The sequence below is a fragment of the Christiangramia sp. OXR-203 genome, assembly GCF_034372165.1.
GTDB lineage: Bacteria > Bacteroidota > Bacteroidia > Flavobacteriales > Flavobacteriaceae > Christiangramia.
The window spans coordinates 1,570,285-1,593,973 of record NZ_CP139698.1; the positions used below are offsets into that span (position 1 = coordinate 1,570,285).

At 38.7% G+C, this 23,689-nt stretch carries 19 protein-coding genes; 5 read left to right on the forward strand and 14 right to left on the reverse strand.

Features of this window, described 5'->3' with window-relative positions; all coding sequences use genetic code 11:
- Nucleotides 1–37 precede the first annotated feature (37 nt).
- The 9 genes from T8I65_RS07085 to T8I65_RS07125 all read right to left on the reverse strand — a co-directional run bounded on the left by T8I65_RS07085 (nt 38) and on the right by T8I65_RS07125 (nt 9,589).
- The gene (locus T8I65_RS07085; RefSeq protein ID WP_322302690.1) at nt 38–1,009 is read right to left on the reverse strand and encodes a Gfo/Idh/MocA family oxidoreductase; all 972 of its coding nucleotides are present in this window, start codon (nt 1,007–1,009) and stop codon (nt 38–40) included.
- Nucleotides 1,006–2,706: a sodium:solute symporter gene (locus tag T8I65_RS07090; RefSeq protein WP_322302691.1), complete on the reverse strand. Its 1,701-nt coding sequence runs from the start codon at nt 2,704–2,706 to the stop codon at nt 1,006–1,008. The genes T8I65_RS07085 and T8I65_RS07090 overlap by 4 nt, the downstream gene beginning before the upstream one ends.
- Nucleotides 2,707–2,814: 108 nt before the next feature.
- The gene (locus T8I65_RS07095) at nt 2,815–5,304 is read right to left on the reverse strand and encodes a PIG-L family deacetylase (RefSeq protein WP_322302692.1); all 2,490 of its coding nucleotides are present in this window, start codon (nt 5,302–5,304) and stop codon (nt 2,815–2,817) included.
- Between the two features lie 68 nt (nt 5,305–5,372).
- Nucleotides 5,373–5,912 (reverse strand): mechanosensitive ion channel domain-containing protein, encoded by a 540-nt coding sequence (locus tag T8I65_RS07100; RefSeq protein WP_322302693.1) that lies wholly within the window; start codon nt 5,910–5,912, stop codon nt 5,373–5,375.
- Nucleotides 5,912–6,799: a septum formation inhibitor Maf gene (locus T8I65_RS07105; RefSeq protein ID WP_322302694.1), complete on the reverse strand. Its 888-nt coding sequence runs from the start codon at nt 6,797–6,799 to the stop codon at nt 5,912–5,914. The genes T8I65_RS07100 and T8I65_RS07105 overlap by 1 nt, the downstream gene beginning before the upstream one ends.
- Before the next feature lie 15 nt (nt 6,800–6,814).
- Nucleotides 6,815–7,411: a Maf family nucleotide pyrophosphatase gene (locus tag T8I65_RS07110; protein ID WP_322302695.1), complete on the reverse strand. Its 597-nt coding sequence runs from the start codon at nt 7,409–7,411 to the stop codon at nt 6,815–6,817.
- A gap of 2 nt (nt 7,412–7,413) precedes the next feature.
- A complete protein-coding gene (locus T8I65_RS07115) occupies nt 7,414–8,328 on the reverse strand; it encodes a geranylgeranylglycerol-phosphate geranylgeranyltransferase (protein ID WP_322302696.1) in 915 nt (304 codons plus the stop codon).
- Nucleotides 8,329–8,844 (reverse strand): KdsC family phosphatase, encoded by a 516-nt coding sequence (locus tag T8I65_RS07120; protein ID WP_298247003.1) that lies wholly within the window; start codon nt 8,842–8,844, stop codon nt 8,329–8,331.
- The gene (locus T8I65_RS07125; RefSeq protein ID WP_322302697.1) at nt 8,828–9,589 is read right to left on the reverse strand and encodes a Rossmann-like and DUF2520 domain-containing protein; all 762 of its coding nucleotides are present in this window, start codon (nt 9,587–9,589) and stop codon (nt 8,828–8,830) included. Before T8I65_RS07125 ends, T8I65_RS07120 begins: the two co-directional genes overlap by 17 nt.
- A 126-nt stretch (nt 9,590–9,715) precedes the next feature.
- Between T8I65_RS07125 and ccsA the strand changes: the two genes are divergently transcribed.
- Entirely contained in the window at nt 9,716–12,877 is a 3,162-nt protein-coding gene (gene ccsA / locus T8I65_RS07130) for a cytochrome c biogenesis protein CcsA (RefSeq protein WP_322302698.1), read from the forward strand.
- A 76-nt stretch (nt 12,878–12,953) separates the two neighbouring features.
- Here the strand turns inward: ccsA and fumC are convergent, their stop codons facing one another.
- Entirely contained in the window at nt 12,954–14,351 is a 1,398-nt protein-coding gene (gene fumC, locus T8I65_RS07135) for a class II fumarate hydratase (RefSeq protein WP_322302699.1), read from the reverse strand.
- 277 nt (nt 14,352–14,628) lie between these two features.
- Here fumC and T8I65_RS07140 point away from each other — a divergent pair, with 277 nt between their 5' ends.
- Entirely contained in the window at nt 14,629–15,138 is a 510-nt protein-coding gene (locus T8I65_RS07140) for a hypothetical protein (RefSeq protein WP_322302700.1), read from the forward strand.
- A gap of 123 nt (nt 15,139–15,261) precedes the next feature.
- Nucleotides 15,262–15,438 (forward strand): hypothetical protein, encoded by a 177-nt coding sequence (locus tag T8I65_RS07145; RefSeq protein WP_026916335.1) that lies wholly within the window; start codon nt 15,262–15,264, stop codon nt 15,436–15,438.
- 52 nt (nt 15,439–15,490) lie between these two features.
- On the opposite strand, the gene T8I65_RS07150 is transcribed toward T8I65_RS07145, so the two are convergent.
- The 4 genes from T8I65_RS07150 to prfB form a co-directional block, all read right to left on the reverse strand.
- Entirely contained in the window at nt 15,491–17,992 is a 2,502-nt protein-coding gene (locus T8I65_RS07150) for a TonB-dependent receptor domain-containing protein (protein ID WP_322302701.1), read from the reverse strand.
- A gap of 111 nt (nt 17,993–18,103) precedes the next feature.
- Entirely contained in the window at nt 18,104–18,472 is a 369-nt protein-coding gene (locus T8I65_RS07155) for a hypothetical protein (RefSeq protein ID WP_322302702.1), read from the reverse strand.
- An 11-nt stretch (nt 18,473–18,483) separates the two neighbouring features.
- Nucleotides 18,484–18,828 carry an arsenate reductase (glutaredoxin) gene (arsC, locus tag T8I65_RS07160; RefSeq protein WP_322302703.1) on the reverse strand — a complete coding sequence of 115 codons (345 nt, stop codon included), beginning with the start codon at nt 18,826–18,828 and terminating at the stop codon, nt 18,484–18,486.
- A 51-nt stretch (nt 18,829–18,879) separates the two neighbouring features.
- Nucleotides 18,880–19,978 (reverse strand): peptide chain release factor 2 gene (gene prfB, locus T8I65_RS07165; protein ID WP_322302704.1). Its coding sequence is split into 2 segments (ribosomal slippage): nt 18,880–19,914 and nt 19,916–19,978, totalling 1,098 coding nucleotides; the frame shifts between segments, so codons are not numbered across the junction.
- 95 nt (nt 19,979–20,073) lie between these two features.
- Here prfB and T8I65_RS07170 point away from each other — a divergent pair.
- Complete coding sequence (locus T8I65_RS07170) at nt 20,074–22,461, forward strand: zinc-dependent metalloprotease (protein WP_322302705.1); 2,388 nt, start codon at nt 20,074–20,076, stop codon at nt 22,459–22,461.
- A 197-nt stretch (nt 22,462–22,658) separates the two neighbouring features.
- Nucleotides 22,659–23,687, forward strand: a complete 1,029-nt coding sequence (locus T8I65_RS07175) for a GntG family PLP-dependent aldolase (protein WP_322302706.1) — start codon at nt 22,659–22,661, stop codon at nt 23,685–23,687.
- The last annotated feature ends 2 nt before the right edge of the window (nt 23,688–23,689 follow it).

Consider the following 23,689-nt stretch of genomic DNA (forward strand, 5'->3'; position numbering starts at 1 on the left):
TATTAGAAAAGGCTTCAGTTTGAACTGAAGCCTTTTTTTAATATTCTAATTTAATCTCTTTCCTAATGGAATCCAGTAACTGCATTAATTCCAGTGTGTTCTCTGTAGACCAGATATCACTTTCGGTTTTATTATTCAGAAGCATTTCTCCTACATGCTCCGCTTCGTATGTATAGCCATTATTTTCTACTCCGTAATCACGCACTTCATGCTTCCCATTTTGATGGGTAGTGATCGAAGTTGGTTCATGAAACCTTGAATTCATGATTACTTTAGATTCTTCAAATTCTAAGACAGCTTCAGTAGGAGTCTTTTCCTTAAAAGTTGAAGTGAGTTCTACGTCAATATTCTGGTCATAGTGAAATTTGATATCACAAGATTCGTCAACTCCGGTTTCTGCTAATTGAGCTTCCGCAGTAATTCTATTGGGCATACCGAGTAAACGATAGGCGAGAAATACTGGATAGATCCCAATATCAAGAAGACTGCCGCCTCCTAGCGATTTATTGAACAGCCTTTTAGTTTCGTCGAATTCTGCTGGAAACCCGAAATCTGCTTTTAAAGATTTTAGCTTTCCATATTCCTTATTTTTAAACTTGGTTTCCAGGTCACGAAAGTGGGGTAGGAACGCGGTCCAGAGAGCTTCCATGATAAAAACATTCTTTTCCCTGGCAAGGCTTATCATTTCGCTTGCCTGCTTATAATTTAAAGCAAATGGTTTTTCACATAGTACAGCTTTACCATGTTCAATACATTTGATAGCGAATTCATGATGGAAGGCATGGGGTGTGGCAATATAAACTACCTGAACCGCTTCATCTTTTAACAGCTCCTCATAGCTGCCATAAGAATTCTCTGCTTCAAATTTAGCACCGAATTCTTCGGCTTTGTTTAGATCACGACTTGCTACTGCATAAAGCTTAGCATTAGAAGCATGTTGTAATCCATCACAGAATTTTCCAGCGATCTTTCCAAGACCCAGAATTCCCCATTTTATTTTTTGACTCATGTTGTGCTTACTTGAGGTTTATCATTTCGAAAAAGTTGAATAAGTATCGCTATGGCCATTACCAGTACGCAACCCAGAACATTCAACCATAAGTACGGCATTATATCCATTTTGAAAACAATGATCACGATGATCTGTGTGATAATGGCTGCTATAAAAACGGCATTGCTTCGTACATATTTTATGAAAAATGCCAGTAGGAAAATACCCAGAACATTTCCATAAAAAATACTTCCAATGATGTTTACTAACTGAATTAAGTTATCAAATAGATCGGCAAGACTAGCAAACAGGATCGCAATAGCTCCCCACATTAATGTAAACCATTTCGAAGCTGCCAGGTAATGCTCATCACTTTTATTCTCTTTATGATTTCTTCGGTATAAATCGATCACGGTGGTTGACGCCAGCGCATTTAATTCTGAAGCAGTGGAAGACATTGCAGCAGATAAGATTACAGCAAGCAGTAATCCAATAAATCCCCTCGGAAGATTATTCAGTATAAAGTGAATAAATACGTAATCTTTATCATTGCTTTCTGCTTTCACATCTGAAGCATCAATAAAAGACTTTGCCTCCTCCCGAATTTCAAACTGTTCTTTTTCGAGACTGGAATATTGTTCTCTAAAATTGGCAGTTTCAGTTTCATCCAGTGAAGTTCTCGAGGCATATTCGAGTCCCAGTTCCTTTTTCTTCTCCTGAACTTCATCATGCTCCAGCATAAGATCTTTGTACTGCTCGGCATAATCTGAATTCAGAACAGTTTCGGTCGCCGCGGGATTGAAATTTAAGGGAGCAGAATTGAATTGATAAAAGACAAAAACCATAACTCCAACCAGAAGAATAAAGAATTGCAACGGTACTTTCAGGAGTCCGTTAAAGATCATACCTAACTGACTTTCCCTGACAGATTCACCAGATAAATAACGTTGTACCTGACTTTGATCTGTTCCGAAGTAGGAGAGCATAAGGAAGGTGCCACCAATAATTCCACTCCATATCGTGTACCTGTTGTTAAAATCGAAGCTAAAATCCAGAACATCCATTTTGCCGCTGGTGCCAGCAATTTCGAGCGCTTTCGTGAAGGTTACTTCCTCTGGCAGGTAACTAAGAATTATAAAGAAGGCAACGAACATCCCGGTTAGGATCACGGCCATTTGTTGTTTATGAGTAACACTTACCGCCTTCGTTCCTCCTGAAACGGTGTAGATTATTACCAATACACCAATAACGATCGTAAGATAGGTAAGGTTCCAGCCCAGAACAGCTGAAAGCACGATTGCCGGTGCAAAGATGGTGATCCCTGCCGCCAGTCCGCGCTGAATTAAAAATAGTATAGCAGTTAAAGTTCTTGTTTTCTGGTCGAAACGCGACTCCAGATACTCGTAAGCTGTATATACTTTTAATCTATGATAAATAGGAATAAACACGATACATATAATAACGATCGCAATGGGAAGACCAAAATAGAACTGGACAAAACCCATTCCATCGTGGTAAGCCTGGCCTGGAGTTGATAGAAAGGTAATCGCACTTGCCTGGGTTGCCATAACAGATAAGCCGATGGTCCACCACCTGGCGTCTTTACCTCCTCCAACATAATCTTCAACATTCGAACTTCCGCGAGACTGGTAAACTCCATACCATACGATAAACGCGATCGTACCAATTAGAATGATCCAGTCTATTAATTCCATATTAGGCGAATAGGTTCATGATTAAATAGAAAATTACGATATAAAGAACGTTGGCAATCAATACGATCGTGTAGCTTTTCTTCCACTGGTATGTTTCTGGCTTTCCCATTATTTTCCTATAGAGATCATATTAGCAAAAAGTCGATATGCTCCTGGAACTGCCTCCGGAAATTGTCTGAAAAAACTAAGTCCGGTATAGATATAATATCCTTTCCCGTATTTAGCCACCAGTAAACTTCCAGAAGATGGCTCTTCATTAGGATCGTTCATAGACAATGGAGCTTCAAATTCTGATGACCAGGAATCGGCGAAATATAAACCTCTTTCCTGCACCCAATTCTCAAAATCTGAACTTCCCAGTTTATTCGGGGAATTTAAGAGCACGTGCTCAGGCAGGTTAAAACCGACTTTCGCATTTTCATTGGTTACTCTATCCCGAGAAAGCTGCAGGTTGAAAGGAGCGATCTGGTCTGTAACCAATCCACGATTGGTATTGTATTGCACAATAAGATTCCCACCTTCCTCTATGTAATTGAAAAGTTCTTGTTTCTGAAATTTCAGATCCTCAATAATATTGAAGGATCGAATTCCAAGAACCACGGCATCATATTTTTTTAATGAGTTCGCACTGATTGTTGATGGATCGAGCATCTCAACTTTGTAACCCATCTGGCCTATCGCTTCCGGCACGACATCACCAGCACCGGCAATGTAACCTATAAGTTCGCCTTTTTTCTTAATATCTAATTTTACCAGTTTCAGCTTTGCCTTTTGAATAAGGTTCTGCCTGGGAATATAATCGTAGTCAATCGAAATAACATTTTGATCATACATGTTATTTTCTGTCTCAAGGACTGGATGTAAAGTTATTTCACTTTGACCTTCAGGAGGAAAAATCGAAAATTTAAATGTTTGAGCACCACCTTTCTGAGCAATATTTACATTAAATTGATTTGGTTTGACGCTCCAGTCTCCTTCGGAATTTAATTTTAAAGTTCCCGTTAGATTTGCCTGGTTTGCCAGAATCGTGATCTCAGCAGTTTTAGATTCCGAAGAATTGAAGACGAGAATATCTTCATGTAAATTAAGTTCAGCCTTTGGGATCACCTTAAAATTTTCATAAGTTTCTCCGGAAACCGGGTCGTTGAATTTGTAAAGGATCGGTTTCTCAAAAGTTATGGGCTCGCCATTAATTTCAAGATTAAATATTGCTTTATTCTGAAGTGGTGTTTGAGGTAAACCTCTCAGATTTTGATCATCTACTTTATACATCCCAATGGAACCTTCAGATTTTAACCAGTATGGATTGGTAAAATCTGCATTGCCCGGAAGTCGGAATTCTAAATTCTCGTTCCAGGATGAATTATTGTTCAAACTTTCTGCTGGTTCTATTTTCGTATTATTCGGAACAAGCTCTACGGAAATTAATTTAACCTGAGCAGAACTTCTATTGATAGCTTCCAGTTTTATATTAACTTCTTCTGAAGGTGTTACGGAAGATCGATCTGCAATGGCTTCAAGATATAGTCCGGAACTGGCATAAATGATATCCTTAATCTGTCGGGTTTTTATCTCTCTCCAATGTTTATCCTGAAGATCCTGAATGAGATTGTAGGCTTTTAGAAGTTCTGGTAAACTTTTAGAAGGATCTTCAAAATTGAATTTTTCCTGAACCTTGTATAAAATAGCACCAATTTCATTACCTCCCTGAATTCTATTCCAGCTGGTATCAATTCCGTCGAAAATATTAGAATCATCGGTCGGCATTTCACCTTTGATAAGTTCGATATATTCCATTTGCTTGCCACGACTTCCGGTACTTCCAAAACCCTGTGATTTATGCTGACTTCGACTAAGACTTGCAATCTCGGGATTGGATAGTCCTTTTAATGGAAAGTACGTTCCGGTATCGAATGTCAGGAATCTCGATTTATCAGCTTCTTTAAATGCTTCGGCACCACCATAGAACCATGGTGAGGTATTAAAAAATAGTCTTTTTGGAGCATAGGTGTCAACCAGTTCCAGTTGATCCTGATATTTATTTGTATCACCGGCCAGTTCAAAAGCTTCCACGCTCAGCATGGCAGAAGAAGTGTGGTGCCCGTGAGTACTTCCCGGTGTGCGATGATCAAACCTGTTAATGATCACATCTGGCCTGAATTTTCGAATGATCCAGACAACATCACTAAGAACCTCATTTTTGTTCCAGATTTCCAGTGTTTCTGATGGAGTTTTGGAGTAGCCAAAATCGTTAGCACGGGTAAAAAATTGCTCTCCGCCATCGATGTTTCTGGCAGCCAGTAATTCCTGAGTTCTTATCATCCCAAGCTGCTCTCTTAATTCTGGCCCTACAAGGTTTTGACCACCATCACCTCGTGTTAAGGAAAGGTAAGCAGTTCTGGCATTCACTTCATTTGAGAAATGAGAGATCAACCTGGTGTTTTCATCATCTGGATGTGCTGCCACATATAGAACAGATCCTAGGAAGTTTAATTTCTTAATTTCTGAATATATATCTGAAGAACTCCATTTTTCAGGAGCCTGTGCATTGGAGAAAGTAAAGCCTAGTAAGAATAGGGCAAAAAGTATTTTCCGCATTGAATAATAGGTTTCATCAAATATAAAAGATTTCAAATCGTCCTGAAGCCAATTTCAGATCTTTTAGGCTAGAGAGCATCTTTTCCTTCGTCTTTCCCATCCACCCGATGTTTCAGAGTAACTGCCTTTTGAAGAATAAGATTGTTGGGATACGTGACAAGTTCTCCTTCTCGTGTTCGAAGATGCAGGTGGAAAGCCTTGATATCCTCAATCTCTGCTTCTATATCCAGATCCTTGTCGTGGATCTTAATAGTATCACCGATCTTATATGGAAAGGAAAAGAATAAAATGATCCCACTGGTAACGTTGCTTAGAATAGACCAGATGGCGAACAATGCAACTCCAATTACCGCGAATACAGATGAGAAGATCAATGATAGATCTGTTAATCCAACACCCCAGGCAAGTGCCAGTAGGAATGCCGCGATAAGAATGATAAGAATATTAATGTATTTAAACATCAACCTGGTGCGGGTGATGTTAATCTCGCTTCTTCGACCTACTTTATTTGCAGCCGTTTTCAATAAAAACTGTATGAGGAGCAAAATAAAAAGTACTGCAAGAGAATACAGCAATTCGTCGCGGTAGGTGAGAAGTAATTCCTTCATTAATCTAGTTCTAATTTCTCACGCAAATGTAAATCTTTATTCGAATTCTTATTCCAGTAATCGGTTCTTAATTGTGCTTTTTTAGTGGCGGTGGTCGTTAAAATTTTTGCGTTAGGACTCTTGCCTATCGGAGCTGATTCCTCCCATTTTTCAATAGGAAAAGGCGTCATTTTACCCAGATAAATCTTTAATGTGCGGTTTAGTTCTGGATAGTGTAACTGGTAGATATTATATTGCTCATTGGTAAGAAATTGTCCTTCAGCATTGAAAGCACGTACCGGTAGATGATTCAGTCTTAAAAATTCAAGGGATGGCAGTATTTTAAACGATCCTACCGGAACACGATCAAGGTCGATCCTGAGCAAATTCCATATTTCGTTTTCAAGATGTATGGGATTTAATTTTAAATATTGATCTGCTTCTCCGGCGAAATAGGAATGACTTGTAATATCAAAATCTTCGCGGTTATTTAATTGCATATAAACCTGGCCACACCATTCCTGTACTGAAGCTGAAATTTTTAGCGCATGTTCATTTCCGTCGAGAGGAAAGAAGCTACTCTGCATGATACTGTAAGGATAGATACCTGTATTGAAATTTTTGGTGCTGTTTAGTTTGAGAACAGAAACTTTGTTGAAAGCTTCATCGCTTGATTTTACCTGTTCTGTTACAGAAAAGTCTTCAGTAACATAAATAAGCGTCGCAGTTCCTTTCCGTAGTTCACCATACCGGGATTGTTCGAGATCGTAAGTAGTAATTTCTGCTTTTCCGGAATACCAGTAGTCCTTAAAGTCTTCAGTTAACCTGAATTCGTTTCCGTAGGATTCCCTGTCTGCACAGGAAATGATAAGCATTGAAATCGCGAAAAGTGTAAGGTATCGTTTCATCGTTATGATGACAATTTACGAATTTTCCTCTTTAAGTATGCGTTTCAGGGTTTTATAGACCAGATTCGTAGGTAGACCAACCACATTGAAGTAGCTTCCGCTAATAGATTCTATCCCAATTAAACCTATCCATTCCTGTATTGCGTAACCACCAGCTTTATCGAAAGGTTTATAATTCGTCACATAGAACTCGATCTCTTCTTGGGTAAGATCTGCAAATATTACTTTGGTGGTGTAATTTAGAACTTCCTGCTTATTTCTGTATGTGAAGCATACCGAAGTGATGACTTCATGTTCTTTATCTGAAAGCAGGTTGATCATCTCCACGGCATGATCATGATCTTTTGGTTTTTCAAGTGCCTTAGCTTCACAATACACAATGGTATCACTCGTGATCAATATCTGATTCTCTTGTAGACCCTTGAATGCTTCAGCCTTTAATTTGGCAAGAAAATCTGTGATCTCTTTGCCTTCAAGATCTTCAGGATAGATCTCGTCTACAGAGCGTACATCTATGGTCACAGGTATTAGAAGATCTTCGAAAAATTTCTGTCTTCTGGGAGAGCCTGAAGCAAGAATGATCTCGTAGTCTTTTATTAAATTCTGAATCATAGTTAAAGGATTATAAATTGTAACAGGCCTATAGATAGTAAACCGAAAAATAATACTGCTTTTAGAAGTTTACTTAACCTTGAGTATTCAGATTTCTTTGATGCTGTCCAGATATTTACCTGGAAGAATAATAGGGGAGCGAGCAAGAGAAATAATGCATAGACCACTGCCGCAGTGTTTCCGAAGAGATATTCATAAACATAATAGATCAGGAAACCTATAGGTACAAGCCCTAATAAGAACAATACCTGGTTTGTTCGTTTCTTACCAAGTGCGATGGGCAGTGTTTTATATCCTGCATTGTAATCTCCATCAATATCTTCCTGATCCTTTACGATTTCACGAAGCAAATTCACCAGGAAAGCGAAGATGGAATAATCGATCAAAATTGAGAAGATCGTGGATTGTGTAGGCTGATTCTGCGGAGTGATCGCAGGTAGCAGGTCATAAAGTCCAACACCAATTGGGATGAGGCCTACAATAAGGCTTACCAGAATGTTTCCTATAAGTATGCTTTGTTGAAACTGGGAATTATAAAGATATAATATTGCCGAGCCAAATATAAAGAATGCTGAAAACCCAGGAACACCCACCATATTGGAAACATAAAAACCTAAGCCTACACCAATAATGCTCAATAAAAAGAACATGCGGTATGCACTTTTTTCAGAAATACCGGTTTTAATATAGGTTTTGGATGGCTTATTTTTTTGATCGGCTTCCACATCAAATATATCGTTGATTACGTAACCAGAGGCAGCAACCGAAACTACTGCCAGTACCAGCATGGAAAATCCAAATAGATTTAAGGTGATCGCCACATCAAACGGCTCGAACAAACCATATTTAATAAGATACATGGTAAGTGCAATGAATAATAGATTCCCTGGTCTTATCAGCTTCAAATAATCCAGCATTTATGAATTCTTTTCCATCCATTTTCCCTGAACTTTCATCACTTGCTCGATCACGTCACGAACACAGCCTTCCCCGCCATTTTTATGAGATACATACAACGAAATTTCCTTTAATTCTGCAACTGCATCCTGAGGGCAACAAGGCAATCCCACTAATTTCATAGGATAGTAATCTGGAATATCATCACCCATGTATAAGACCTGCTCCGGTTTAATGTCGTAAATGTCAAAGAATTCATCCATTTGCTCCACTTTATCGTCCACTCCAAGATAAATATCGGTAATACCAAGCCCACGAAGTCGCTCGCGAACCCCTTCATTTTTACCGCCACTAATAATACATACGGTAAATCCAGCTTTTAGAGCCATTTTCATAGCATAACCATCCTTGGTATTCATAGTTCTTAAAAGCTCGCCTTTGGTTGAAATCTGTAATGAACCATCGGTTAATACGCCATCAACATCAAATACGAATGTAGTGATCTGGTTGAGGTATTCTTTATAACTTTTTTCCATGTGTTTTTTGAATAGAGTCGGTTAGTGCTTTATAAATTATTTGTCGGTCCTCATTCAGCATTTGTAAATGAGTTTCGATTGTTTTTTCGTCGTTTCTTAGGGCTGGACCAGTTTGAGCGTCATATGGTGGCAGATCCTGAATCTTATCGAAAGTCTCCTGAATAAGCGGCCTTAAAATATCAAATGGTAATTCGTTTTCATGGCAATAATCTGCCGCTATGGTAAACAGGTGATTTGTGAAATTGTTCACGATCACTGCGGAAAGGTGCAAGGCTCGTCGTTGTTCCGAATTTACCTCGAAAACCTTTGAAGATATTATATTTCCTAACTCCTTCAGTTTCGCAAGATTTTCTTCTGAATTAGCCTCGATACAAAGAGGAATATTTGAAAAACTTACTTCCTTATTTTTACTGAAGGTTTGCAATGGATAGAATATTCCGAAGTTATTTAACATCGATAAATTATCCATCGCTACACTGCCGGAAGTATGAACTACAAGTCCCTTGTTAATACTTAATTTTTGAGCGACCTCAGAAATTGCTTCATCTCGCACCGCAAGAATGTAAATATCTGCTTCAGCCAGCTTAGCGTAATCACTTATGACTTCAGTAGTATTTCCAATAAAGTCTAATTTTTCAGGTTTCCGGCTAAACAATTGTATCACATCAACTTCAGGCGTTAACTTGAAGTTTTGGTATAAATGAATACCAACATTGCCGGCACCCAGGATGACTACTTTTATCATGCGGCTAAATTACCAAAAATTTCAAGGTATAGAAATTAACAGGTGTTGACTTGAGATTCGAGGTTTTAGCCGCTAAAAAACGATAAAATATCGTTAAATTTGCAGCCGTTAAAAAGACACTTTTTCATGCAGAAAAAAATAGCCTCTATCCTTTTTTCTACCCGAATAATGGCCGTCCTGTTTATCATCTTTGCAATTGCCATGGCCATGGGAACATTTATAGAAAGCTGGTACAGTATCGAAACGGCAAGAATTCTAATTTACAATACCTGGTGGTTCGAAGGGATCATGTTATTTCTTCTTATCAATTTCGTTGGGAATATCAAGCGATATAAGCTTCACGAAAAAGAAAAATGGAGTAGTTTATTACTGCATCTTTCCTTTATTCTCATCTTAATTGGAGCATTTGTGACCAGGTACATTAGCTACGAAGGGGTGATGCCAATTCGTGAAGGCGAAACTACCAATAAGTTCATGACCTACGAGACGTACCTGACCTTCTTTATAGATGGGGAGATCGATGGGGAGGCGAGAAGAAGAGTGCTACAGGAAGATGTTCTTTTTGGTCCTGAAGTTGAAAACGACTATGTTCTTAATACCGATTTTAACGGCACACCTGTAAAATTTGAAGTCACGAATTTTATTCATGGTGCAGAAGAAGCTCTGGTTCCTACAGAGGATGGCGAGAATTATCTTAAGATCGTAGAAGCAGGGGACGGTTCAAGACACGACCATTATCTTAAAGAAGGTGAGGTTAGCAATATCCACAATACTTTATTTACGCTTAATAGTCCGCAGGATGGCGCTATCAATATTCAGCTTACTGAAAATGGGGAATACCAGATAGATTCTCCATTTGAGGGAACCTATATGCGTATGGCAGATCAAAAGCAGGGAACTTTGGTTAGTGACTCTACACAAACTCTTATGTTGAGGTCGCTTTATAATATTGGAAGCATGCAATTCGTAATCCCGGAACCAGTGGTTACCGGAGAATATGATGTGGTGCCTACTAACCCTAAAACGAAGCAGGATCTTGATGCTGTAACGCTGGATATAACAGCCAATGGTAAAACAGAAACGATCACATTGCTGGGCGGACAGGGAACTGTAGCAGATCCACAGGCGATCAATTTTGACGGATTGGAAGTTTTTGTTAATTACGGCAGTATTGAAAAAGAACTGCCATTTGCTTTGAAACTGAACGATTTCATTGCAGAAAAATACCCTGGTACTGCAGATAGAGCAACACCTGGTTACGCAAGTTTCAGGAGTGAAGTGGAGATCGTGGAAGATGGAGAAAAACCTGAGCCTTATTCTATTTATATGAATCACGTACTGGATCATAAAGGTTATAGATTTTTCCAATCAAGTTTTGACCCGGATGAAAAGGGTACAGTACTTTCTATAAACCGTGATTTCTGGGGAACCTGGATCACTTATATAGGTTATTTCTTATTGTATTTCGGACTTATGTGGATATTGTTTGACAAAGGTTCCCGTTTTGGTAATCTAAAAGTGATGCTGGAAAAGATCAAAGACAAGAAAAAGGCATTGGCAGTAGTAGCATTAATGCTAATGTCATCTGTTGGTTTTTCTCAAGATGATGATCATGCTCACAATCAGAATTCGAAACAGCAGATCGATAGTATCATTGTATCTAATGCTGTGAAAGAAGAGCACGCCGATAAATTTGGAAGATTGATCATTCAGGATGCCGGAGGAAGAATGAAGCCTGCAAATACGTATTCTTCAGAATTACTTCGAAAATTAAGTAAAAGTGATACTTATGCCGGTTTAAGTTCAGACCAGGTGCTGGTTTCTATTACTGAAAATCCTGCATTCTGGTACCAGGCACAGGTTATTTATGTAGAAAAGAAGAACGATAGTCTGCACCAGATCCTTGATGTAGAAGAAGGTAGAAAATACCTTGCTTTGATGGACTTTTTCGACGAAAAAGGAGGTTATAAACTTTCTCCTTACCTGGAAGGTGCTTATAAAGCAGCTGTTCCGAATAAATTTCAGAAGGATTTTATAGAGACAGATAAAAAAGTAAATCTTTTATATCAGGCAGTACAGGGAAAAGTACTGAAAATATTCCCTATTCCTGAAGACGAGAATAATAAATGGGTTTCCTATCCCGAACTGGATGAAACCAATTTCACAGGAATGGACTCGGTTTATACAAAGCAGATCCTTCCGCTATATATGAGTGCTCTTAAAACTGCACGGGAGACCAGCGATTACGAAAAAGCAGATCAGTATCTGGAAAGCATTCAAAGCTTTCAGGAGAAATTTGGGGGAGATGTGATGCCTTCCGAAGATAAAGTGAATGCTGAAATCTTATACAATGAATATGATGTCTTTAGAAACCTGTTCTGGATGTACATGCTTGCTGGTCTGGCCATGCTGGTATTTGTGATTGTCCAGATCTTTAAGGACAATAAAATTATACGAGCTCTTATTTATACCGGTGCGGCGGCGATCATCATTCTTTTTGTAGTGCATACGGCAGGACTTGCGGCCAGGTGGTATATCTCTGGACACGCTCCCTGGAGTGATGCGTATGAGTCGATGATCTACGTGGCTTGGGCTACTATGTTCTTTGGGCTGGCCTTTGGTAGAAAATCAAATCTTACGATCGCATCTACTGCTTTTGTGGCCTCCATGATTTTAATGGTTGCCCACTGGAACTGGATGGATCCGGCAATTGCCAATCTACCGCCGGTACTAAATTCATATTGGTTAATGATCCATGTGTCTGTTATCGTTGGTAGTTATGGTCCGTTTACATTAGGAATGATCCTAGGCGTGGTTTCCTTAATTTTAATGATCCTTACCAATGACAAGAACAAGAAGAAAATGGACATTAATATAAAAGAGATCACGATCATTACTGAAATGGCATTGACCGTTGGTTTAGTGATGCTGACTATCGGAAACTTCCTGGGTGGCCAGTGGGCTAATGAGAGCTGGGGACGTTACTGGGGCTGGGATCCAAAAGAGACCTGGGCTTTGATTAGTATTATGGTATATGCTTTTGTGATCCATATGAGATTGGTTCCAGGTTTAAGAAGTAGATGGTTTTTTAATCTAATGGCGATCATTGCTTTTGCAAGTATTATGATGACCTATTTTGGAGTGAATTTCTACCTAAGTGGTTTGCATTCCTATGCGAGTGGTGATAAGGTTATCACTCCAACATTTATCTATTATACCTTAGGTGCTGTAGCAATTTTAGGTACTGTATCCTACTTTAAATACCAGAAACACTTCGCTAAGAAGTAGATAAATTTTTAAAGATCTTGACATAAAAAAAGCCTGCTTTTAGAAGCAGGCTTTTTCATTTTTATTGAAAACTTGATTACTTAAGATTTCCAACCATATCTTTTGGATCTACCCATTCATCAAATTCTTCATTGGTAACATATCCCAGATTGGCAGCTTCTTCTTTTAAAGTAGTACCATTCTTATGAGCTGTGTTAGCAATTTCAGCAGCTTTGTAATATCCTATTTTAGTATTCAAAGCAGTAACCAGCATCAATGAATTATTTAGATGCTCTTTTATACGTTTATCGTTGGCTTCGATTCCACGAGCACAATGTTCCTCGAAAGAAAGACAGGCATCACCAATAAGCTGTGCACTTTGTAATAAAGCGTTTGCCATTACCGGTTTAAATACGTTCAGTTCGAACTGTCCCTGCATTCCTCCTACGCTCATGGTTACATCGTTCCCCATGATCTGTGCACAAACCATGGTAAGAGCTTCACACTGGGTTGGATTAACCTTACCAGGCATGATCGAAGAACCTGGCTCGTTGGCTGGAATATTAATCTCTCCAATACCACTTCTTGGTCCGGAAGCAAGCATTCTGATATCGTTTCCAATTTTGTTCAGCGAAACAGCAATCTGTTTCAGGGCTCCATGAGTTTCTACAAATGCATCATGAGCTGCCAATGCTTCAAATTTATTTCCTGCAGAAATAAAAGGCATCTCCGTAAATTTCGCAATAAATTCAGCAACCCTTTTTGAATATCCTTTTGGAGTATTAAGTCCGGTTCCTACTGCAGTTCCACCTAAAGCAACTTCAGATAAATGAGGTAAAGTATTTTCCAAAGCTTTGATGCCATAATCTAACTGAGCAACGTAACCGCTGAATTCCTGACCAAGGGTTAGGGGAGTAGCGTCCATAAAATGGGTACGCCCAATTTTCACGGTATGCTTGAATTCTTCAGATTTCTTTTTTAGAGTATCTCTTAGTTTTTTCAAACCTGGAAGAGTATTCGTAGTCACTTTTTTATACGCAGCAATATGCATTCCGGTCGGGAATGTATCGTTTGAAGATTGAGATTTATTCACATCATCATTTGGTTGAAGTGTTTTTTCCCCTTCACCAATATTCTTACCTGCCATCTGGTGAGCTCGGTTTGCGATCACTTCGTTCACATTCATGTTGCTCTGTGTACCACTTCCGGTTTGCCAGATCACCAATGGAAACTGATCATCGTGTTTACCTTCCAGGATCTCATCACAAACCTGAGCGATAAGGTCTCTCTTTTCCACAGGGAGAACACCAAGTTCACAGTTTGTATATGCAGCAGCTTTCTTTAAGTATGCGAAACCATATATAATATCAAGTGGCATGGAGGACGCAGGTCCAATTTTGAAATTATTTCGGGAACGTTCAGTTTGAGCACCCCAGAGTTTATCTGAAGGAACTTTAACTTCCCCCATGGTATCTTTCTCTATTCTATAGTCCATATTTTAAAAATTGGTTGTGTCGCAAAGTTAATATTTCGATAATCTTATTAATCTAAAAAAACTTTAAAATTGGTGGTTCTTTTATTCTGAATTAATTTGATGGTAAATCGGCTTTTGATCACTTGAAAAAGACCTAAAACTCTATAAATTATAGATTATCCGTATGGTTTAAAATATTGTGATACAGCATTTTAAGTATTAAATAGGGGGAAAATCCCTTTTCATTGCAGCATAACTAGCTTTATCTTTAGACTATTGTTTAACTAAATTCATAATAATGAAAAAACAGCTAGTATTACTCGTTTTTTCATTAGTAGTTTCAATATCCCTCGTAAGTTGTAGTACTAATGATGATGGTCCTGCAGATTCAGATCAATTTCTGAATGCTGATGTAAACGGAGTTCTTTTTAACTCATCTAATAATTCTGCTGCTCTTAGCTTCCGTAAAGATTACAATTCCCTGGGAACAGTTAGTTTGTACGTACGATCTATTTCTGATCGTGGCGAGATTCTCGATTTTCAGATCGAAAATTTTACCGGGATTGGAATTTACAGGCTTGGCGACCAGGTTTATAACAAGAACTGGATAAGTTATAGTACTCACGATCATGATCTTTGGGCGATAATGCCTAATGGTGCTCTAAACGACAGGACTAACTATATCGAGATCACGAGTAATTCTGATGATCGTATTGAAGGAAAGATTTCCTGTAGTAAATTGTGGAATGAACAACAAAGTAGCTATGCACCAATTGAAGGGCAGTTTAAACTTAATATTCGGCTTTAAATACATCAATCAAAAGGCGAACAATTCCCTAAGTTTAATAATTCTTCAAAAAGTGATCAAATTCCTGTGATAAGCGATCAGGTATTTATATCTTTGACCTGATTTAAATCAAACTTTACCATTATGTTCGAATTCGATCAATACCTTGGATTTTTAGCGTTCCTTACGATATTAACGATGGGTTTCTGGCTTATGATCTTCCTGGTAGCTTTCGTTCCTTATTGGATCGGTGGGTCTGTTGGAGAATTGATCAAAGAAAAACGTGAAGCTCGTAAAAAAGCTAAAGCGGAAAAAGCATAAAAAAAAGGGACTTATTTAAGTCCCTTTTTTTATTTCCTGTCATACCAGATTATTAGTATGCCTCTTCATCGAAATCTTCGTCACCACTTCTACGGTTCTGTCTTTGTTTTTTCTGGTTGAATCTATAGATCATGGAAACTGTTATGTTCTGACCCTGTCTCCACTGGAATTCACTATCTCTTTCATACGTATCGGTTAATGTATAAGAATCTCTTTTTCTGGAGTTCAAAAGGTCACGCACGTTCAAAGAAATCGTCGCCTTTTCCTTGAAAATATCTTTACTGAATGCCAGGTCTAAAGAAAGAATACCTTCCTGAGTTCCCTGTACACCTTCGGCTGCACCTCTGTAAAATGCATTTGTTTGCCAGTCAATCTTAGCAGGAAGTGTCACTTTAGAACTAAAACGAGCGAACCAGCTATTGTTTTCAGCGTCATAACTTCTACCGTTATAATCACCTTCAGTTTTAAATCTGAAGAAATTAAAACTACCATTCAGTCTTAACCAGTCTGCAGGGTTATATAATAAGCCTAATTCAGCACCTGTACGGTCATTACTGGAAAGGTTTACCGGGATTGTACGTACGATATTCGTTCCAGCAACATTGTCTTCAATTCTTTCGAAAGAATCGGTTTCATGCTGATAATATATAGAAGAGGTCAAGGTAAGCTTCTCCCATCGTTTCAGGTATCCAAGGTCAAACGCATTTGAGTATGCAGGACTTAGATTAGGATTCCCCTGAAATACATTATTTGTACTACTACGAGAAGGGAAAGGATTGATGAACCAGCCTCTTGGTCTGTTGATCCTTCTGTTGTAACCTAAAGTGATGTTTTCTTCTTCAGCAACCTCGTAGATAAGGTTTACAGTTGGAAATAACCCCAGGTAATTATTGTCAAAATCTGTATCAATAGGTATACCAAAAGCTTCTTCTAATTGGGCATCTGTAAGTTCACTTTCGATCTTACCTTTTAACTGCGTATTTTCTAATCTCAACCCGAGTAAAAAGGATAATTGTCCAAATTTACTACCGTATTGAGTATAGAGAGCGTTTACATTCTCGGTGTAATCGAATTCGTTGGTTAATGTTTCATTCAGAATAAAATTACCGGAGTTCACATCCTCCTGAAACAATTCATAGTCTGTTACTTCATTTTCAAAATTACCACGGTAACCGGCTTCGAATTGAGAATCTTCCCCTAATGGAAGAACGTAATCTGTCTGGATCAAAATTTCTGTTTGATCTTCGATCTGGTTGACGTTCTCACCAATCAAAGCAAAGTCTATATTTCCAGGATTGTTAAAAATATCTTCTGTAATTCTGGTAGCCTGAGTTTCACCATCAATTTCATATTGGAAATCTGCCGTAAGGGTATGGCCTTTATCGTCGAAGTTATTGATGTAGTTCAAAGCAAATTGCCAGCTGTTATCATCTTCTTCCTGTCTTTCTCGACGTTCAGTCTGCAGGACAAGACCAGCATCACTCGTGAAGTAATCTGAATTATTAGTAGTTATATCCACATCATTACCACCTCTGTAGAAAATTGTTCCTGTTACAGATGATTGATCGTTCAGAAAATACTCCATTCCAAAGTTGGTGTTGAAATTCCTGCTCAGCCTATCGATATCCCTGTCTTCATAAATTCGGGAATAATCTGTAGAACTATTTTCAAAATATCTGGTATCAAAAAATCCGCCTCCTGGAGATTCATTATATCGAACTCCGGTCGTTGTAAATAAATTGAATTTTTCTGTACGGTAATTAAGGTTCGCATTTGCACCTGCATTTGTTGGTGTACCAACGTTCACCGTGAAAGAACCATTAAAACCTAGCGTTTCCTTCTGAGTAAGAATTATATTCAGAATACCTGCCGTACCTTCTGCATCATATCTCGCCGAAGGAGAAGTAATTACCTCCACACGTTGTATGGCATCAGCAGGTAAATTATTTAGAACATTGGTGTCACCAAATCCAGCCATAGCTGAAGGTTTACCATTAATAAGAATTTTCACGTTCTCATTACCACGAAGGCTAATTCCGCCATCGATATCCACGGTAACAGAAGGTACATTGTTCAAGGCATCACTAACAGTTCCACCAGCAGTGGTAAGATCTTTTCCAATGTTGTAAATCTTCTTGTCAAGTCTAACATCTACCTGGGTAGTTTCTGCCCGAACAACTACTTCATCGAGATTTTCAGATCCCAGTCCTAGTAGAATTGTTCCCAGGTCCAGATCTGAATCTACATTTCGGTTTTTAAATACTTTAGATTCGTAAGAGATAAATTCTACGGTGATCGTATAGGTACCTTCCTGCACCGTGATCTCAAATTCACCATCTATATTGGTAACAGTTCCATCTACTTTTGAAGGATCGTTGGTATTCTGAACTGCGACAGTAGCATATTCCAGAGGAACATTTAGCTCGTCGTCCAGAACCTTTCCGGAAATGGTGTATTTTTTAAGAGGTGAAGGGCCCTGAGCGTAAGATTTAAAACTCAGCAAGCCGATGAATAGGAATAATAAACTTAGGGTATAGATCTTTCGATTGGTCATTATATATTTTTACCCTATGACCACAGGAAACTCACTTAGTTTAATGAACGAGGGTTAAAATATTGTTAAGCGCTAAATTTGGTTTAATAAACAATTGCAGCTATTTGTAAATCAGGATTTTCTGGTAAGCTGTTTATTTAGATGAATATAATTTTCGAATTGCTCCTCATCGAGAAATCTTTGAAGTGATTTGTATTCACTCTTCTGGATAGTTTTCAATTTATTCACTTGCTGACCAGTTCCTAAACTGGAATTAATGATCTCGTTTTTCTTAATCGTGTATTCTATGATCGCATCTTCCAGAAGTTGCGTCTGTCCCAAGGTCAGGTTTAACTGATTTTTCCAGGTTAGAGCAAGCTCAGCGGCGATCTCTCTAATTTCCCTGCGATTTTTTTCGTGAATATGGATCTGGGAGTATACGAAACCAGCTACTGCCGCAGCGGCCAGACCAATAATTGTAATCCTGTATTGTAGTTTCATATGAATAGTAATTATAGCAATTTATCAATTTCAGTAGCAGGTCTTCCAACTACTGCATTTTTATCATTTTCAACAATTGGCCTTTCAATCAATTTAGGGTTTTCCACCATAATATGGATTAATTCATCCTCACTTAGATCTTTCCCTTTATAATTCTCTTTCCAGATCTTTTCTCCGGTTCGCATCAATTGAATAGGGGTATAACTCAATTTCGTGAGTAGCTGTTTAAGCTCTTTTGCTGAAAGTGGCTCTTTAAGGTACTCCCTGATTACAAATTCCTTACCAGAATTCTTCAGAAGTTCGAGTCCTTCTCTGGATTTCTTACATCTTGCGTTATGGTAAATAGTATATTTCATCAAGTCTTAATATAAACATTTCAGATTAAACAATAAAAGCTTTAATATGAACTAATCTTCATTTTTCTGACCCATCATCATCAGAAAAGCTTTCAGAAAAGGATCAATAGCGCCGTCCATTACAGCATCAACATTTCCGGTTTCTTCCGCAGTTCTAACATCTTTCACGAGCTTATAAGGATGCATCACGTAATTACGGATCTGTGAACCCCATTCTATCTTCATTTTAGAATCTTCGATTTCTCTTCGTTGCGCCTGTCTCTTCTGAAGTTCAATTTCAAATAACTGACTCTTCAATAATTGCATCGCCTTGTTCTTATTTTCAAGCTGAGACCTGGTTTCAGAATTCTCGATAACGATTCCAGTTGGCTCATGACGAAGACGTACAGCGGTCTCCACTTTATTTACGTTTTGTCCACCTGCTCCGGAAGATCTCATCGTTTCCCAGCTAAGATCTGAAGGATTGATGTCAATTTCTATAGTATCATCTACAAGCGGGTAGACATAAACAGAAGCGAATGAGGTGTGCCGTTTGGCATTACTATCAAAAGGAGAGATCCTCACAAGCCTGTGCACTCCATTTTCACCTTTTAGCCAACCAAAGGCGAATTCACCTTCGATTTCCAGTGTAACCGTTTTAATTCCAGCTACATCACCGCCCTGGTAATTTAATTCTCTGATCTTATACTTTCGCTTTTCAGCCCACATCATGTACATGCGCATAAGCATTTCAGCCCAGTCGCAACTTTCAGTACCACCAGCACCCGCAGTAATTTGCAAAACCGCGCTCATGCTGTCTCCTTCTTCGGAAAGCATGTTTTTAAACTCAAGGTCTTCAATAAGATCAAGAGCTTCGTCATTTCTTTGCTGTACATCTTCCGCAGAAGCCTCATTCTCCTTATAGAACTCGTAGAGAACCTCAAGATCTTCTACTAAAGTTTCAGCTTTTTCATATTCATTTACCCAACTTTTTTCAGCATTGACCTCTCTCATTATCTGTTCAGCCTTTTTGGGGTCATTCCAGAAGTCTGGAGCAAAGGTCTTTTCCTCCATGTTGGTTATTTCAATCTTTTTGGCATCAATGTCAAAGATACCTCCTTAACGCAACCAGGCGCTCTTTGAGATCTCTTATGTTCTCGGTAGTAATCATATGTTCGATTTCACGTAAAAATAGAATTTAGGGGTGTTTCGGGAAAGTATTTAACGAATAATTTTTAGATTTAGACGGCTTTAAAAAATCCAACTATGCGCTATTTCTTATCTATCTTTCTGGCATTCAGTATCTCCATATCCACGAACGCCCAGTTCCTTGAGAAAAAAGAGGATCTTAAATCTTTTAAGGGGTTTTTTGATTTTCACTATAACGAAAATAAGGACGAGATCTACCTGCAAGTAGACCGTTTGAATACCGCTTTTTTATATACCCAGTTCTTAACCACCGGAGTAGGATCAAATGATATAGGACTTGACAGGGGACAACTAGGAAATACGAAGGTTCTGGAATTTAGAAAAGCAGGTAATAAACTTCTATTGGTAGAGCCTAATCAAAATTACCGCGCGATCACTACAAATCAGGCTGAAAAGACTAGTGTAAAAGAAGCTTTTGCAGAGTCGGTCATATTTGGTTTTGAAATCAAAGAGACTATAGATTCAACTTATGTCATTGATTTTACACCGTTTCTATTGGAAGATGCCCATGGTGTTAGTGAGAAGCTTAAGAGAGGTAAATTTGGTTCCTACAGCCTCGACAAGTCCAAAAGTGCTCTTAGCCTGGATCGCACTAAAGCCTTTCCAGAGAATGTGGAGTTTGAAGCGCTTCTTACATTTTCGGGGAAACCTACAGGAAGAACAGTAAATTCGGTGGTGCCAGACGCCAGTAATATTACCGTTAAACAGCATCATTCTTTCGTGAAGTTACCAGACGATAATTATAAGAAACGACTATTCGATCCCAGAAGCGGTGCGATCTTTATTTCTTACCAGGATTATGCAAGTCCGGTTTATGAACCAATCACAAAACGTTATGCGATAAGGCATAGGCTGGAAAAAAAGAATCCAGATTCATTAGTAAGCGAAGCTGTTGAACCTATTATTTATTATTTAGACCCTGGAACTCCTGAGCCCGTTCGCTCTGCTTTACTGGAAGGTGCATCCTGGTGGAACGAAGCTTACGAAGCCATTGGTTATAAAGATGCCTTTCAGGTTAAAATGCTGCCTGAAGATGCAGATCCACTCGATGTAAGATATAATGTGATCCAGTGGGTTCATAGATCTACCAGGGGTTGGAGCTATGGAGCAAGCGTTGTAGATCCAAGAACTGGTGAGATTATTAAGGGGCATGTTAGCTTGGGTAGTTTGAGGATTCGCCAGGATTTTATGATTGCACAGGCGCTTTTAGATAAGCCCTTTGCAGAATCTGATGATAATATTGAACCTATGATGGAACTTGCGCTAGCCAGGATTAGACAGTTGTCTGCGCATGAGGTGGGCCACACAATAGGTTTTGCTCATAACTTTGCAGCAAGTACTAGTGACCGAGCCTCTGTAATGGACTACCCTCATCCACAATTCAGTTTGAAGAATGGCGAAATTTCTGCGGAAGATGCCTACGCTAAAGGAATAGGGGAGTGGGACAAGGTTACCGTTCAATATAGTTATGGTGATATTCCGAAGGGAGAGAACGAAAGTGAATATTTAAATGAAACTCTTGAAGAAGCTAACAGAAACGGACTCATTTTTATATCGGATGCTGATGCCCGGGCTGCAGGTGGAGCAAATGCACTCGCTCACTTATGGGATAATGGTAAAAATGCGGTTGATGAACTTGAAGATGTTTTAAATATTCGCAAACAGGCAATACAAAACTTTTCAGCTGATAATATTAGAAATGGAGAACCATTTTCTGTATTGGAAGATGTTTTTGTACCGTTGTATTTTTTCCATAGATACCAAACTGAAGCTGCAGTAAAACTTGTGGGCGGACTCGAATATGAGTACGCGGTTAAAGGAGCGGATAACTTAAACGTGAAAATTCTGGATGGTAATATTCAGAAGAAAGCGATTAAAGAGATATTGAAAACTCTTAAAGCTGAAGAAATTGCAATTCCGAAGGAAAAACTGGAGCTGTTTCCACCACGTGCATTTGGATTTGGTCGTGACCGCGAAAGTTTTAAAAGCAATACTGATGTTGCGTTTGATTTGTTAGGGGCTCCTGCGACTGCGGCAGGTATAACCATGCAATTCCTTTTCCATCCAGCAAGAGCTGAAAGATTAATTCAGCAAAAGGCAGTAGATAAAAACAATCCAGGTCTGGAGTTTTTATTGCAGGAAACTGTTGGCAATACAATCAAGTCAGTTTATAAAGATGAATACCTGAATACGGTTCAGCAAACAGTAAACTTCGTGGTTTTTAAACACCTTCTCAATCTTGCTGCTAACGATAAATCCACGAGCCTGGTTAAATCGGTTGCAAACGCTGAAATTGACGGGCTACAACAATGGCTTCAGAAGAATGATATCTCAGTAAACAGAGAAATGCTGAGAACTATCAAAGAATTCAGGGAGCATCCAGAGCAATTTCAGTTAAAAATCAATATTCCGAAGATACCCGATGGATCACCTATTGGTAATTAATCGGTAATTCTTAGTATCGTGCAATTTGAGAGGTTTAAATTTGAAGTATTAATACTGCGACCCATAGAGTGCCCGTGCATTGCGCTCATTCTATTTATAATAATGTCTATAGCAAATAGATGTGCCATTTATTCAATTTGAAATACCGCTGAAAGAAATTTTAAGTTTTTACCTTAGCAAGCAGCAAAACTTATTTGATGAAAGAAATAGATTTACGAAGTGATACCGTAACCAGGCCAACAAAAGAAATGATGCAGGCGATGATGACTGCGGAAGTTGGTGATGATGTATATAAAGAAGATCCGACTATTAATGCTTTGGAGAAAAAGCTAGCAGATATGTTCGGAATGGATGAAGCTTTATTTTTTCCTACGGGAAGCATGGCGAATCAGGCTGCGATTAAACTACATACGCAACCCGGAGAGCAACTCATTTGTGATAAGTGGGCGCATGTATTCAATTATGAAGGTGGTGGTGTTTCCTTTAATAGTGGTGTTTCCTGTAAGCTTGTGGATGGAGATCGCGGGATGATCACTGCTTCCCAGGTAGAAGAAAATATCAATGCTCCAGATTTTTATCATAGTCCGTTGACTACTCTTGTCTGTCTGGAAAATACTACGAACAAAGGAGGTGGAGCATGCTATGAGCTTGAAACCATCCAGGAGATTCGTGAAGTGTGCGATCGTCATGAACTTGGATTACATCTTGATGGAGCCAGACTTTTCAATGCTTTTGCTGAAAAAGATTATACTCCCAAAGATTTCGGAAAAGTTTTCGATACCATTTCGGTTTGTCTTTCTAAAGGTTTAGGGACTCCAATGGGTTCAGTGCTTATAGGAAAGAAATCCCTGATGAAAAATGCCATTAGAGTGCGAAAAGTTCTTGGAGGAGGAATGCGCCAGGTAGGTTTTATGGCTGCCGCAGGAATTTACGCTCTGGATAATCATCTTGAGCAGCTGAAGAAAGATAATGATCGCGCATTAGAACTTTCAGAATTATTGTCAAAACAGCCTTATGTAAAGAGTCTTGAACCAACCGAAACCAACATTATCATATTCTATCTGAAGGATGATGTTAAAGAACTGGAGTTTATGCAAAAGCTCGATGAGAAGAACATACGAATAAGTAATATGGGACAGGGAAAACTTAGAATTGTAACTCATCATGATTATACAGAGGAGATGCACCAATTCTTTAAGGAAACCTTGCAGAAAATACGTTTCTAGAG